A 13,693-nucleotide genomic window follows, 5' to 3' on the forward strand; every position below is an offset into this window, starting at 1 on the left:
AACGCCCGTTATGGCACAACAATATACTCTTTTATCTTTTCGAGCGTCTTTTCGCCAATGCCTGTCACGTTTAATAAGTCTTCCGTCTTTTGAAAAGGGCCATGCTCTTCGCGGTACGCAATAATCGCCTGCGCTTTTGTTTTTCCAATCCCCGGAAGCTGGGATATTTCTTGCTCTGATGCGGTGTTAATATAAATTTTATTGGAATCATCCGCCTGGAGCGATGGGACAGCGGAAGGCGCATTCGTTTCTTCTCGCACCGGCACGTAAATCATCATTTCATCATGCACCTTCGCCGCTAAATTTACCTTTGTCTCGTCTGCTTCCCTTGTAAATCCTCCCGCTAAAGCGACGACATCATTCACCCTCGCCGTGTTCCGTATTTCATACACCCCCGGGTGCACAACCGCTCCCTTTATATCAACCATTACTGTCTTTGTTTCCTCTTTTCTTTCCTGCACTGCATCCGGAACATGTTGTTTTACTTCCAATATCGGCTCCTGTTCTTTTTCCGCTATTTCGTTATTTCTAAACAGCATAATGGCGCCGGCGGCTAACAGCACCAAAAGCAAGCCGTACCATCTTTTATCATATTTTTTGATCGTTTCCCACACGGGCATCATCCTTTCCGTTTAGTCATAAAATAGATAAAGCGCTCATACATATCGTTGAAGAGACATATAGGTAATGCCAGGGAGGGGGGAAGCAAAGCATGAAAATTGGCGTTATTGGCACGGGAAATATGGGAAGGATTTTAATTGAGGCATTTCTCGAATCGGGTGCGGTCAAGGAAGATGAGCTGATTATTACGAACCGCACATTGAAAAAAGCGTTAGACATAAAGCAGACTTATTCCGGTGTATGCGTTGTTGCCAGCGCAGAAGAAGTGGTGCAACGGGCAACAATCGTATTTTTATGCGTAAAACCGTTAGATATTCACCCCCTTTTACAACGATTATCTTCCTTTTGGACAAAGAAACATTGTCTCATATCCATCACCAGTCCGATTAGCGTAGAGCAGCTCGAAGCTGTCGTACCTTGCCAGGTTGTTCGTGTCATTCCAAGCATTACAAACCGCGCGTTCGCCGGCAGCACGCTGATCACAGTTGGAAAACGCTGCTCTTTGCAATGCCGAAACTATATTGAAACACTGTTCCGTCACATTTCTACACCTTCTTATATCGACGATGAAATTACGCGGATCGCTTCTGATATCGCGAGCTGTGGCCCCGCCTTTTTCAGCTATTTGTTGCAGCGTTTTATCGATGCGGCCGTTGCAAAAACCGCAATCACAAAAGAGCAGGCAACAGCATTGACAACGGACATGATCATCGGACTAGGGGAGCTACTGAAGCATAATCTTTACACACTTCCGACACTACAGGAAAAAGTTTGCGTCAAAGGAGGCATTACTGGAGAAGGAATCGCAGTACTGGAAAAAGAAATGAAAGGGGTATTTGAGGAAGTATTCGATAAAACACATGAAAAATTTAAAGACGACATCGAAAAAGTAAAAAAGCAATTTGGTTGTTAAATTCGACAAGAAAAGAAAAAATCCTGCCTAAACTTCAAAAAGTGTTGGATGAAAATGAAAACTGCACTCATCGATCATAAGCTTTTCGGCCAAAGCCCGATAAAGACATGGACTGCTCTGGGCTTTGGCCGAAAAGCTAAAATAGCAGGCGCGGCACGTTATCTTTTGCAGAAACGGCCGTCATTTTATTTTTGTGCAACAAAGAAAATGCGTTCAGACGTTTCCGTTGGTGCTTCGTCAGTAAAGTCCGCAGTTATTTCCAGCACCGTAAATCCCGCTTCCGTTAACCATTGTTGATACTGAATCACTTCGTAAGTGCGCTGCTGATGGAACTCATCGTACCGCTCATATTTTCCATCGCCGCCGCGGACAAAAAATGTCAGCTCATGCTCAACGCTATGCGGAAAGGAAAGCGGGTAGCACGACCAAATATAACTGATTTCTTCATCATTGCTGGTAAACAAGGCATCGCGAAAAACGCAATCCATTTTATACGGTGAATGAACGTCAAATAACAGCAAGCCGTCTTTGCGCAGCAGTTTATAAATACAGGAAAATGTTTGCTGCACTTCTCTTTCTTCTAATAAATAGTTAAGGGAATCGCAAAATATCGTCGCACAGTCAAAGTCGGAAAATCCCTGGAGATCCGTCATGTTTTGCTGAAAAAATTCAACTGTTACCTGCTGCGCTTCCGCTTTGGCTTGTGCAACCGCGAGCATATTTTCCGATAAATCGACACCGGTAACGGCAAATCCTGCTTTTGCCAATCGAATCGCCAACTCTCCGGTGCCGCACCCAATATCGAGAATGCGAGCTGCACCGCGACGCCCATATTGCTGCAGTTTATGTTGCACAAATGATTGCCACGCATCGTACGGCGCTTCTTCCATTAACGTATCGTACCAATAAGCAGATGACTCATATGTCATTGCTGCAACACGCTCGCCACATCTTCAAGCGGCGCATCTCCCCATAAACGCTCTAAATTATAATAACTGCGTTCTTCCTTATCAAAAACATGGACAACAATATCGCCTAAGTCGACCAACACCCATTTCGCCTCATGAAAACCTTCGATTCGTTTCACCGGGATATGGTGTTCTTCCGCTTTTTCTTTTATTTCCCGCGCAATCGCCTGTACTTGTTTTTCCGAATTGCCATGACAAATAACAAAATAATCGGCGACAAGGGAAATTCCTTTCATATTAAGGACAACGATGTTTTCTGCTTTTTTATCGTCAGCCGCGCGAACCACTAAGCTCAATAGTTCCTGTTCCGTCATTTTTCCCATTCCCCCTTTATTTCCATTATTAAAGAATTATAGGTGTGAATCGTATCCGGGTAAATAAGCTGATTTTTCTTCAATAAAAATTGAATGGTGTTTTGCACTGCTCTGATTAGCGCTTTATTCAAATCTTGTTTGGCAAGGTCGCGGACTTCCTCCACCCCTGGGAATATACGCCCAGGTTCAATATAATCAGCCAGGTAAACGACCTTTTCCAATACCGTCATATTGGCGCGGCCGGATGTATGATAACGAATCGCATTTAATATTTCTTCATCGCTAATGCCGACTTCCGTTTTCACCAAATAGGCGCCGACTGGCGCATGCCATAGTTCGGTGTTATAGGAGAGCAAATCTTTTGGCATATTTTGCTCCAAAATAATTTGTTTCATTTCTTCTTTTGGCCGAAACTTGGCATAATCATGAAAAATCGCTGCCAACTCTGCTTTTTTTACATCAGCTCCATATCGCTTCGCCAGCTCGATCGCTGTTTCCATGACGCCAATCGTATGCTGGTAGCGGTGTTCAGTCAATTGCTTTTTAACGATAGTTAACGCTTCTTGTCGCTCCATATAACTTCTTCTCCTCAATGTAAAGTCTTACGCATTCCGGTACTAAGTAGCGAATGGTTTGTCCGTTTCTTACCCGCTCGCGAATAAAAGAAGAAGAAACAGAAAACTGCGGTGCTTCCACTTCGATAATCGGATAGGTTGTTTCCATGGAAAAGCCAGGGCGTTTGACGCCGACAAATGTCACTAACTTGATTAGTTCATTGATGTTATACCAGTTCGGCAAATATTCAACCATATCCGCACCAATAATAAAATAAAATTCATCATTCGGATGCATAGAAAGAAGTTGACGCACCGTATCATACGTATAGGAAGGTCCTTCTCTTTCCAGCTCGATCGTTTCGATATGAAAGTGCGGATGACCGGCAATCGCTAATTCAAGCATGCGCAAACGATCTTCACTTCTTGTCACTTGTTCATGTTGTTTGTGAGGTGGGATCCGGTTTGGCATAAACCAAATTTCCGACAACTGAAGGGCGTGCAGTACTTCGTTCGCCATTAATAAATGCCCGCAGTGAGGCGGATCAAACGTCCCTCCAAAAATACCAATTTTTCTCATCGTTCTTCCCTCCGCCGTCTCTATATGCGGCTTTGCTGTTTAGCGCGGTAACACAATTTGCTTGTTTTCTTTTGATTCTTTATACAATACAATTGTATTCCCAATTACTTGTACAAGTTCCGCTCCCGCCCCTTGTGCAAGCTGATCGGCGACAACATGGCGATCTTCTTCGCAGTTTTGCAGCACGCTTACTTTAATCAGCTCGCGCGCTTCCAGCGCATCGACAATTTGTTTAATCATATTTTCGTTTACTCCGCCTTTTCCAACTTGGAATATCGGTTTCAAATGATGAGCTTTCGCCCGCAAAAACCGCTTTTGTTTTCCTGTTAACATTAGGTTACCTCCTAAGCTGTTCCATCACAATTTTTTTCATCCGCTCTACATCCGGAAATATTCCTGTCCACTTTTCAAACGCCAGCGCTCCTTGATAAATAAACATACCGACGCCGTTTTGCACAATGGCATTGCGCTCCCGTGCTTCCTTTAACCATTTTGTTTCTAGCGGATTATAAATAATGTCGGAAACAATCGTTCCTTCTTTCAGGTTGGCAAGCGATAGCGGCATTTCTTCCATGTTTGGATACATGCCGACCGACGTTGTATTAATCACAATATCATATTCCCCTAAACGTTGTTCCGCTTCATTTAGAGAATAAGCGGCTGATGAAACTGCAGCATCGCCTTCCTCAATAAGCTGTTTTGCTTTGGGTACCGTGCGGTTGCAAATATCGATCTGTTTTGCCCCGCGATCGATAAGCGAAAAATAAATTCCTCTTGCCGCTCCACCGGCGCCGATGAGCAAGATGCGCTTGTCCTTGATTTCGACGTTTGTTTCTTCTTCGAGCGCCCGGACGTATCCAGGGCCATCTGTATTATAACCGATTAAGCGTCCATTTTCATTGACGATCGTGTTCACAGCACCGATGCGGCGCGCCTCTGCATCGATATCATCGAGCAACGGCATGACAGCTGTTTTGTGAGGGATCGTTACATTTAACCCGGCAATCCCGAGAGCCCTCACCCCGGCGACAGCATCCTTCAAGTATTCCGGTTCTACATGAAAGGCATGATAGTGGGCGGCGATGTTCATATGACGAAACGCATCGTTATGCATAAGCGGCGACAAAGAATGATGAACCGGACAGCCAAACAGCGCGTATAGTTTTTCCATTTTCTCCCCTCCCGTTTATGATGCTTACACAGGCCACTAAATCAATGATTTTCTGATGAAAATGTCGACTCCTTTTGGGGCATAGGCAATCACTTGCGCTCCTGGATCATGGCAAGTTACCCAGCCAAGCCCGGAAAATACGATATCGGTTTTTCGTTCTTTGATGGTAAATGCATGCGCCTCTAGTGGCGGAAATTCCGCGGCATAATGTTTGTTTGGCGGCGAAAGAAGCTCGCCTAATTGACTGGCATATAATGCATCTGCTTTTTCTAACTTTGTCCGATGAATCAGTAATTCATTGGAAAAGTAACAGACGAAAGGCCGACGTCCTCCTTTGATGTAGTCAAGCCGGGCAAGGCCGCCGAAAAATAACGTTTGCTGTTCATTTAACTGATATACCCGAGGATGGATTTCCCGCTTTGGCGTAATGGTTTTTAAATCTTTTTTATCCACAAAGTGCGCCATCTGGTGATGGTTAATAATTCCCGGCGTATCGTAAAGCGTAGCTCCATCCTCTAATGGAATTTCGATCATATCTAACGTTGTTCCCGGAAAATAAGAAGTAGTAATGACATTGCCTTTGCCTGTGACTTCTTGAATAATCCGGTTAATAAACGTCGATTTCCCGACATTCGTGCAGCCAACGACATACACATCTTTGCCGAACCGGTATTTCTCGATGGCTTCCATCACTTTCGCCATTCCGATTCCTTTCACCGCGCTCACTAAACAAATATCAACCGGTCTTAAACCGAGGTCGTTTGCCGACTGCTTCATCCAGTGAATCAGCTTCGGGTATTTCACGGATTTCGGAAGTAAATCTACTTTATTACCAACAAGCAAGATCGGATTATTGACTGCAAATCGATGCAAACCTGGAAGCCAGCTTCCATTAAAGTCAAAAATATCGACGATTTTAACGATTAGTGCGTCCGATTGTCCGATACGGTGCAAAATTTTTAAAAAATCATCATCAGTCAGAGAAACATCTTGTACTTCATTATAATGTTTCAAACGAAAACAACGCTGACAAATGACTTCTTCTTTCTCTAGCGCACTCTCCGGGGCGTATCCAGGCTTTGTTTGATCCTCCGATTGGATGACTGCTCCGCAACCAATGCAACGAATTTGTTGTTCCACCATCATTCCTCCCAGTAAACCATCCCTTTTTTACGCATCATATTTAAAATTTTCCGTTCTATCTTGCGATTAAATCGGGTCCACAGTCCGTCTGTCTGCGCGACAGGAACGACCAAAATCGTATTTAACCCCAAACGATTGCCGCCAAATACATCTGTCAGCAATTGATCGCCAATCACAACCACTTCCTCTTTGCGCAATTGCATCGTCGCTAATGCCTTTTGAAAGGCACGCGTCAGCGGCTTTCGGGCTTCAAAAATAAAGGGAATTCCAAGCGGTTCCGCAAAAGATTGCACCCGCCTTTTGTTATTATTCGATACAATCATCACCTTAATGCCTTCCTGCTTCATCTTTTCAAACCACTCTGTTAGCTCTGGAGTAGCGCACGGCCGATCCCATTCGACAAGCGTATTATCCAAATCGGTAATGATCCCTTTAATCCCTTTCTCTTTTAACTCGCTAGGGGTGATATCCAATACGCGTTTGACAAACTGATTTGGCAAAAAATAATGAAACACACCAATCACCTTACCTTTTGGCCTTTTCTTTGCCTTTCCTCATCATACATAATTTTTGTGTACCTTTCAAAACAAACTTTGACAAATATATACACAGAAAAAAATTTTTTCGACAAAATCCCTTATCCACAAAAATGTGGATAAGTTTTACCCACATCATTCACAAGCTAATTATCATGCTTTTACAATCTTATAAACATGTTTTCCACATGTTATCCACGAGTCGTTGTGGATAACAGAACGGTTGTTCTATTTCGGAAATCATGATACAGTTAAAGTAACTTACCATTATATGTATCAATTACAAATTATATTCCATTGCTGAAGGAGGTTTCAGCATGAAGCATCTATCCGATGAGCTGTTGATCGAATCGTATTATAAGGCAAAAGAGCTGAATTTAAATCCTGAATTTATTGCGCTCATCGAAAAAGAAATCCAGCGCCGTTCGTTAAGTCATAAAATTAAACTGTCATCCTGATTTCGCCTCAAGGCTTTTTTTTTATTTTAAGTACCCAAGCCGTTCCCCAACTTTAATTCCCATGGGCACAACGATCCGTTCATCAAGCTCAATGCTATCTTTTTCAAATAATAAAACAACAGTAGAGCCAAAAGAAAAGTAGGCAATTTCCTGTCCTTTCGTCAATTCTTTGCTTGCATGAGTAAGCTCAATACTGTTGACAAACATCGCACCTATTTTTACAATCGCAACTTGTTTTCCGTTTGCGGCGATTTCCGTGATCATACGATAGTTCTTCGATAGCGGCTGTTTCCCGTACTTCAAGCCAAGGCGATTGACAGGATATGATTTTTTTCCAAGCGCCCATTGCCTCTGCACCACTCCAGATATTGGACTGTGGATGCGGTGATAATGGCTTGGGCTTAAATATAAAATAATAAATAATCCGTTTAAATATTTTTGGGCGGCCTCGCTGCTGCCAAGCATCTCCGCAATCGAATACGTTTTGTTTTTCACAACGATCTCACTATTTTCATGAATGATGCCAATATCTTCAATAATGGCATCGACCGGACTAATCACACTGTTTTCGGCTTCGTCAATCGGTCTTGTCCCTGCTTTTAGCCTGCGAATAAACAATTGCTGCAACGTTTTATAATGTTTTAAGTTTTTTTCCATCTCTTCTTGATTAATATGATAAATTTTTGCATACGATGGAATAAGTACTGCACTTAAACGGGATTTCGTAAAAATGGCAATGATTTTTGACGAAAGCCAATGGTTCGTCAATTCAATCATCAGGCGATACAACCATTTCAGCAAACATATTCCCTCCAATTTGTGGCGATAGTGTTTTTTGCTACCTTTCATATTACAAGTAAAATGAGTATAATGGTAGTAGATTTTGCCGCCCGTGTTTTATGGCGAAAAAAGGAGTGAGGAGAAATGTTTTTATCCGATTATTTAGATTACACATTAAAAAAATTAAAAGCAAACATGGCAAACATCTTAACCATGACTAATTTATCGCTTGGCGGCTTCTCCGTCCTAACGACGTTAAAAGGACAGCTTCATGTCAGCTTGCTCCTTGTTTTTTTAGCGGCCTTAGTCGATCGCTTTGATGGAGCTGTTGCGCGGAAACTAAACATTGAATCGGACCTCGGCAAACAATTGGACTCGATGAGTGACATCATATCCTTTGGAGTGGCCCCTGCATTGCTAATGTATCAGGGTTTGCTGTACGAATTTGGCGCACCAGGTGCATTTTTCACTATTTTATATATCGGCTGCGGCGCCTTTCGGCTTGCGCGGTTCAATATTACAGAAAATAACGGCTATTTTTCCGGGCTTCCCATTACGGCAGCAGGAGTGCTGCTGACGTTAAGCTACTTAACGATTCATTATTTTCCCCCGCAGTTTTTTATTTTCCTAATGATCACCCTATCGTTTTTAATGGTCGGAACATTTAAGTTGAAAAAAATATAAAACATAAGCAAGGCTGTCCTTTCCAACAGCGAATCATAAACGGATTGGGCAGCCCTTTTGTTTTCTTATCACAAATTTTCCCTTTTCAATCTTTGTTATTAATTATATGATAAATGTGGATTTATTATAAAGCACAAAAATGGAATATTGTGTTTTTCATGTAACGGGGGGATTTCATTGGATAAAACATCGATTATTGGAATTCTTCTTGGCATCATTGCTGTTGCCTTAGGAATGTTCTTTAAAGGGGTCAATCTAAGTGTATTAATTAACCCAGCAGCAATTTTCATTATTATCGTCGGAACGATCGCTTCTGTTACCATCGCGTTTCCGGCCCGCGAAATAAAAAAAATACCGAAGTTGTTAGCCGTCATTTTTAAAGAACAAAATATTCCAACGGTGGAAGAACTGATTCCGTTGTTTGTCGACTGGGCGAACATAGCCCGGCGTGAAGGGCTGCTCGCCTTAGAAGCGAAATTAGATGAGATTGACGATCCATTTTTACGAAACGGTTTAAGCATGGTGATTGACGGGCAAACGCAAGATTTTATTCGCGATGTCATGACCGAAGAAATTGAAGCGATGGAAGAGCGACACGAGGCAAATGCATCTATTTTTTCACAAGCAGGTACATATGCGCCGACACTTGGAGTGCTTGGTGCAGTCATCGGACTCATTGCGGCACTGGGGAATATAGAGCATATCAGCGAAATTGGCAAGGCGATTAGCGCGGCATTCGTCGCCACCTTGCTTGGAATTTTCACTGGATATGTGCTATGGCATCCATTTGCCAATAAATTAAGAAGAAAATCAAGGGAAGAAGCAAAAATACGGCAAATCATGATAGAGGGAGTCCTTTCTATTTTGGAAGGACAAGCGCCGCGAACGATTGAACAAAAGCTTGCTTCCTATCTTTCGGAAGGCGAACGTCGGAAACTGATGGAACAGGGAGAAAAAGGAAATGAGTAAGAAAAAGAAAGTGAAGCAGGCAGGGAATATGAACGAATCCTGGCTGATTCCGTACGCTGACTTATTAACGCTATTGCTTTCCCTTTTTATCGTTTTGTTTGCGAGCAGCCAAATCGACCAAAAAAAATTCCAGGAAATTTCCCGCTCATTTAGCGCCTCGTTTACTGGCGGGACGGGTGTCCTTGATTTTGAAAGCCCGGTTGAGCCAAAACAGCTTCCTTCGTCGTCAAAGCAAGACCATAAACATAAAAGCGCACTCGATAAACAAGATAAAGAAGAATTACAGAATGTAAAAGAAAAAATTGATGAGTACATCGTGCAAAATCATTTAAACGGGAAATTGCAGACCTCTTTAACGGAAGAAGGATTGGCGATCACCATATTAAACGATATTTTATTTGATTCGGGAAGTGCAGAAGTACGGGTAAAAGACCGGAGGCTCGCTAAAGAAATTTCCCAGCTGCTCGTCATGAATCCGCCGCGCAATATTATTATTAGCGGGCATACGGATAACGTGCCGATTCATAATGCTCAGTTCGCTTCCAACTGGGAACTAAGCGTGATGCGGGCGGTAAATTTTATGAAACTGTTATTGGAAAACCCGAAGCTCGATCCGCGCTCGTTTAGCGCAAAAGGATACGGGGAATTTAAGCCGGTTGCATCAAATGATACTCCTGAGGGGAGGATGAAAAATCGGCGCGTCGAAATTTTAATTTTGCCGCACACGAAAACATCACCCCATTCCCTTCACTGAAAACTATCGTTTGCACACCGAAGCAAAACAGGCTGGCAAATATGTGCCAGCCTGTTTTTGCTTAAAGCTTAAAAGAAAATTTGATCACTCCAGCTTTTACCATTGTTTCTACTAAAATCACCAATGCCGGTCCAATAAACAATCCGATGAAACCCAGCAGCTGAAACCCTAAATAAACGCTGATTAATGCAGCCAAAGGAGAAATGCCTAAGTTCGTTGAAAACACTTTTGGCTCAATAATTCGGCGCACTACGGTAATAATGACAAACAATACAATAAGACCGATGCCAAGCCCGCTATGGCCATTGGCAATGCTGATGACTCCCCAAGGCACCAGCACAGAACCGGTTCCTAAAATAGGCAAAATATCTACAATCACAATAATTAATGCCATAACAACAGCATAATCCACTTTTAACAGCAATAAGCCGGCCAAGGCAATAAAAAAGGTGATCAAACTGAGCAAAAACTGCGCTTTAATAAAGCCAATGCCGGCTTTGCTTAACTGCGCCACCACCATCGCCAGCCGCTGATACGTGCGCTCGGACAAGTATTTTCTCGTTCCCCTTTTTAGTTTCGGCAAATCTAAACTAATAAGAAACAACGCTACTAAATATACTAAGAAATGAATAAGAAAACCGGGAATAAGCGTGATATAATGAACAATCGACTGCGTTAAATTAGTGGCAAACTCTAAGAGCAAATGTTGAATTGTTTTTACACTGTTTTCCAATGAATGAATAATTTCTTTAGGAATCGAACTCGAGTACGACTCCCACATCTGAATTAAGTCATCTAAAACTTTCGTCGTCTCACTCAAAAAGTGCGGCAGTTTTTGCGAAAAAGTCATCATTTGCTGTACAAGGATGACGATCAAGAAGTAAAAAGAAATGCCAACGATGACAAGGAATAACGAAAAAATCGCCGTTACCGCATGCGCCCGTTTCAACCGATAATGGATTTGCAAGTGCTGCACTGACGGCTCCAGTAATAACGCCGTCGCTAATGCGAAAACAAGCGGCAAGCTGTATGGTAGCAGAAATAATACTACGGCGAGAATGAAAGCAATAATAATAAACTTTTTCACTATCGTACCCCATTCAATTAGATTTTTTTTGAGCAGTCCCTATCATAAATATAGGGAATGGAGATAAAACAATCAACCATCGTGAGCTCCCCATCACAGCTTCGTTTGATTGTAAGAGATCACATCCGCTTGCGCCGATACATTTGGACGCCGATATAAACGACAATAGCAATGACCGCTGCCGCCATAATCGGCCGCAAATACGGGCGAGCAATTTGATCAATCTCCTGCCAGTGGCTTCCTAGTCGTTCCCCTAAATAAATAAAGAAAATCGACCACGGAATAATCGCGCACGTTGTATAGAAAGTAAATTTTTTCCACGACATTTTCGCGATGCCCGCCGGGATCGAAATAGCGTGGCGGACAACTGGAATGAATCTCGCAGTAAATATGACGCCTGGACCGTATTTTTCAAACCATTGTTCCGCTACATCAAGATGTTTCTTTTTAATCAACAAATATTTTCCGTATTTATCAAGAAACGGTCTGCCGCCATAATACCCCATCCAATAAAGAAACAGCTGGGCGATCGTTCCGCCGATCGTTCCCGCTATCACCGCTCCAATCAAGGATATTTCTCCACGCGATACCAAATATCCCGCATAGGCAAGTACAATTTCGCTTGGAATAATTTCAATCATTAATGCCAAGGCGACTCCGAAATATCCTAAATCCGCCAAAAAGGTAAAAACCGTCTGTACCAACTCGTGCATCGTTCTCCTCCTATGTATGTATATTAAAGCCAAGCCGTCCATTACAACCCTATTCCGCAACCAATTATACTATACTGCATGGCAGAAAAAAATAAATTTATCCATAGAAAAAAAAAGCTGTCTTTTTCGGACAGCTTTTCACCATCATGCACTTTGCTGCAGCTCGGAAATATATTGTTTTGCTTTTTCTTCGTTATATTGTCCTTCCCATTTGGACATAACGACCGCCGCCAGCGAGTTGCCAATGACGTTGACAACCGTGCGGGCCATATCCAAAATGCGGTCGATTCCGGCAATAAACGCCAATCCTTCTACCGGAATGCCAACCGTTCCTAGCGTCGCGAGCAACACGACAAACGAGACGCCCGGCACTCCGGCGATTCCTTTTGATGTTACCATTAACACAAGTACAAGGGAAATTTGTTGCGAAATCGGCATATCAATGCCGTACAGCTGTGCGATAAAAATGGCAGCCAGCGCCTGATATAACGTAGAACCGTCTAGGTTAAACGAATAGCCTGTCGGAATGACAAACGATGTAATCGCTTTCGGGCAGCCAAATTTCTCCATTTTCTCCATAATTTTCGGAAGAACCGTTTCCGAACTCGCTGTACTGTACGCCAGAATCAATTCGTCCTTTAAAATTTTGATAATATTAAAAATATTTATACCAACAAGCTTAGCAACTCCACCAAGCACCGCAACAATAAAGAAAATCATCGTTGCATAAACGAGAATGACAAGTTTGCTAAGCGGAATGAGCGATTCAACCCCAAATTTCGAAACTGTTACACCGATCAGCGCAAACACGCCAAACGGCGCAAATTTCATAATTTGGTTTGTCACATAAAACATCGCTTCCGCCGTACCTTGGAAAAACTGCAACACCGGCCTCCCTTTCTCCCCGATTGCTGCTACGCCTAAACCAAACATAACCGAGAAGAAAATAATCGGCAACATATTCCCAGTTGATAACGATTCAAAAACGTTTTTTGGAACAATATTGACAAATGTTTCAACCATCGAATGGTGTTGCACTTCGTTCGTTGTATCAATATAGCTTTGAATATCTGTTTTCTCCAACGATTTCATGTTCACGCCGGCTCCCGGCTGAAAAATATTCGCCGCCAATAAACCAACGACAATCGCGATCGTCGTGATAATTTCGAAATAAATAATCGTTTTTCCGCCTAGTTTTCCAAGCTTCTTCAAGTCTCCAACATTAGCAACGCCTACAACAAGGCTTGAAATCACAATTGGAATGACAATCATTTTGATAAGGCGAAGGAAAATATCTCCAATCGGCTGCAAATAAGTAGCTACTTTTGGATTTCCATAGAAAATAGCCCCAACAACAATCCCCAGAACAAGACCGATAAAAATTTGCCAAGCTAATCCAATCTTTTTCACCTCATCGCCTCCTTTGGATAATTTTTAGACAAAAAACG

Annotated in this window: 18 protein-coding genes; 5 read left to right on the plus strand and 13 right to left on the minus strand. The window is 42.6% G+C overall.

Features of this window, described 5'->3' with window-relative positions:
- Positions 1 to 8: 8 nt before the first annotated feature.
- Positions 9 to 614: a helix-hairpin-helix domain-containing protein gene (locus GCA01S_RS00385; RefSeq protein ID WP_042406322.1), complete on the minus strand. Its 606-nt coding sequence runs from the start codon at positions 612 to 614 to the stop codon at positions 9 to 11.
- A 98-nt stretch (positions 615 to 712) separates the two neighbouring features.
- Between GCA01S_RS00385 and comER the strand changes: the two genes are divergently transcribed.
- The gene (gene comER / locus GCA01S_RS00390; protein WP_017435609.1) at positions 713 to 1,534 is read left to right on the plus strand and encodes a late competence protein ComER; all 822 of its coding nucleotides are present in this window, start codon (positions 713 to 715) and stop codon (positions 1,532 to 1,534) included.
- A gap of 185 nt (positions 1,535 to 1,719) precedes the next feature.
- Here comER and GCA01S_RS00395 read toward each other — a convergent pair whose 3' ends face one another.
- From GCA01S_RS00395 to GCA01S_RS00430, 8 genes are read right to left on the minus strand one after another with little or no spacing between them, the layout of a single operon-like run.
- Positions 1,720 to 2,463 carry a class I SAM-dependent DNA methyltransferase gene (locus GCA01S_RS00395; protein ID WP_042406324.1) on the minus strand — a complete coding sequence of 248 codons (744 nt, stop codon included), beginning with the start codon at positions 2,461 to 2,463 and terminating at the stop codon, positions 1,720 to 1,722.
- Entirely contained in the window at positions 2,460 to 2,816 is a 357-nt protein-coding gene (rsfS, locus tag GCA01S_RS00400; protein WP_017435607.1) for a ribosome silencing factor, read from the minus strand. Before rsfS ends, GCA01S_RS00395 begins: the two co-directional genes overlap by 4 nt.
- On the minus strand, positions 2,813 to 3,391 hold the full coding sequence (yqeK, locus tag GCA01S_RS00405) for a bis(5'-nucleosyl)-tetraphosphatase (symmetrical) YqeK (protein ID WP_017435606.1): 579 nt from the start codon (positions 3,389 to 3,391) through the stop codon (positions 2,813 to 2,815). Before yqeK ends, rsfS begins: the two co-directional genes overlap by 4 nt.
- Positions 3,360 to 3,950: a nicotinate-nucleotide adenylyltransferase gene (locus GCA01S_RS00410; RefSeq protein ID WP_017435605.1), complete on the minus strand. Its 591-nt coding sequence runs from the start codon at positions 3,948 to 3,950 to the stop codon at positions 3,360 to 3,362. The genes yqeK and GCA01S_RS00410 overlap by 32 nt, the downstream gene beginning before the upstream one ends.
- Positions 3,951 to 3,989: 39 nt before the next feature.
- Positions 3,990 to 4,283 carry a ribosome assembly RNA-binding protein YhbY gene (yhbY, locus tag GCA01S_RS00415; protein WP_042406328.1) on the minus strand — a complete coding sequence of 98 codons (294 nt, stop codon included), beginning with the start codon at positions 4,281 to 4,283 and terminating at the stop codon, positions 3,990 to 3,992.
- A 4-nt stretch (positions 4,284 to 4,287) separates the two neighbouring features.
- A complete protein-coding gene (gene aroE / locus GCA01S_RS00420) occupies positions 4,288 to 5,121 on the minus strand; it encodes a shikimate dehydrogenase (protein WP_017435603.1) in 834 nt (277 codons plus the stop codon).
- A gap of 36 nt (positions 5,122 to 5,157) precedes the next feature.
- Positions 5,158 to 6,264 (minus strand): ribosome biogenesis GTPase YqeH, encoded by a 1,107-nt coding sequence (yqeH, locus tag GCA01S_RS00425; RefSeq protein ID WP_221198210.1) that lies wholly within the window; start codon positions 6,262 to 6,264, stop codon positions 5,158 to 5,160.
- Positions 6,264 to 6,779 carry a YqeG family HAD IIIA-type phosphatase gene (locus tag GCA01S_RS00430; RefSeq protein ID WP_017435601.1) on the minus strand — a complete coding sequence of 172 codons (516 nt, stop codon included), beginning with the start codon at positions 6,777 to 6,779 and terminating at the stop codon, positions 6,264 to 6,266. The genes yqeH and GCA01S_RS00430 overlap by 1 nt, the downstream gene beginning before the upstream one ends.
- Before the next feature lie 338 nt (positions 6,780 to 7,117).
- Here GCA01S_RS00430 and GCA01S_RS00435 point away from each other — a divergent pair, with 338 nt between their 5' ends.
- Positions 7,118 to 7,258 (plus strand): sporulation histidine kinase inhibitor Sda, encoded by a 141-nt coding sequence (locus GCA01S_RS00435; protein WP_017435600.1) that lies wholly within the window; start codon positions 7,118 to 7,120, stop codon positions 7,256 to 7,258.
- 21 nt (positions 7,259 to 7,279) lie between these two features.
- On the opposite strand, the gene GCA01S_RS00440 is transcribed toward GCA01S_RS00435, so the two are convergent.
- Positions 7,280 to 8,059 carry a phosphatidylserine decarboxylase gene (locus GCA01S_RS00440; RefSeq protein WP_042406329.1) on the minus strand — a complete coding sequence of 260 codons (780 nt, stop codon included), beginning with the start codon at positions 8,057 to 8,059 and terminating at the stop codon, positions 7,280 to 7,282.
- Positions 8,060 to 8,182: 123 nt separating this feature from the next.
- Here GCA01S_RS00440 and pssA point away from each other — a divergent pair, with 123 nt between their 5' ends.
- From pssA to motB, 3 genes are all read left to right on the plus strand, one after another.
- Complete coding sequence (gene pssA, locus GCA01S_RS00445; protein WP_042406331.1) at positions 8,183 to 8,722, plus strand: CDP-diacylglycerol--serine O-phosphatidyltransferase; 540 nt, start codon at positions 8,183 to 8,185, stop codon at positions 8,720 to 8,722.
- Between the two features lie 177 nt (positions 8,723 to 8,899).
- On the plus strand, positions 8,900 to 9,691 hold the full coding sequence (motA, locus tag GCA01S_RS00450) for a flagellar motor stator protein MotA (protein WP_017435597.1): 792 nt from the start codon (positions 8,900 to 8,902) through the stop codon (positions 9,689 to 9,691).
- Positions 9,684 to 10,445 carry a flagellar motor protein MotB gene (gene motB / locus GCA01S_RS00455; RefSeq protein WP_017435596.1) on the plus strand — a complete coding sequence of 254 codons (762 nt, stop codon included), beginning with the start codon at positions 9,684 to 9,686 and terminating at the stop codon, positions 10,443 to 10,445. The genes motA and motB overlap by 8 nt, the downstream gene beginning before the upstream one ends.
- A gap of 61 nt (positions 10,446 to 10,506) precedes the next feature.
- Here the strand turns inward: motB and ytvI are convergent, their stop codons facing one another.
- The 3 genes from ytvI to gltP all read right to left on the minus strand — a co-directional run bounded on the left by ytvI (position 10,507) and on the right by gltP (position 13,655).
- Positions 10,507 to 11,532, minus strand: a complete 1,026-nt coding sequence (ytvI, locus tag GCA01S_RS00460) for a sporulation integral membrane protein YtvI (protein ID WP_017435595.1) — start codon at positions 11,530 to 11,532, stop codon at positions 10,507 to 10,509.
- Between the two features lie 119 nt (positions 11,533 to 11,651).
- Positions 11,652 to 12,245 carry a DedA family protein gene (locus GCA01S_RS00465; protein ID WP_017435594.1) on the minus strand — a complete coding sequence of 198 codons (594 nt, stop codon included), beginning with the start codon at positions 12,243 to 12,245 and terminating at the stop codon, positions 11,652 to 11,654.
- A 144-nt stretch (positions 12,246 to 12,389) separates the two neighbouring features.
- Positions 12,390 to 13,655, minus strand: a complete 1,266-nt coding sequence (gltP, locus tag GCA01S_RS00470; protein WP_042406334.1) for a glutamate/aspartate:proton symporter GltP — start codon at positions 13,653 to 13,655, stop codon at positions 12,390 to 12,392.
- Positions 13,656 to 13,693: the final 38 nt, after the last annotated feature.

The sequence above is a fragment of the Parageobacillus caldoxylosilyticus NBRC 107762 genome (genome assembly GCF_000632715.1).
GTDB lineage: Bacteria > Bacillota > Bacilli > Bacillales > Anoxybacillaceae > Saccharococcus > Saccharococcus caldoxylosilyticus.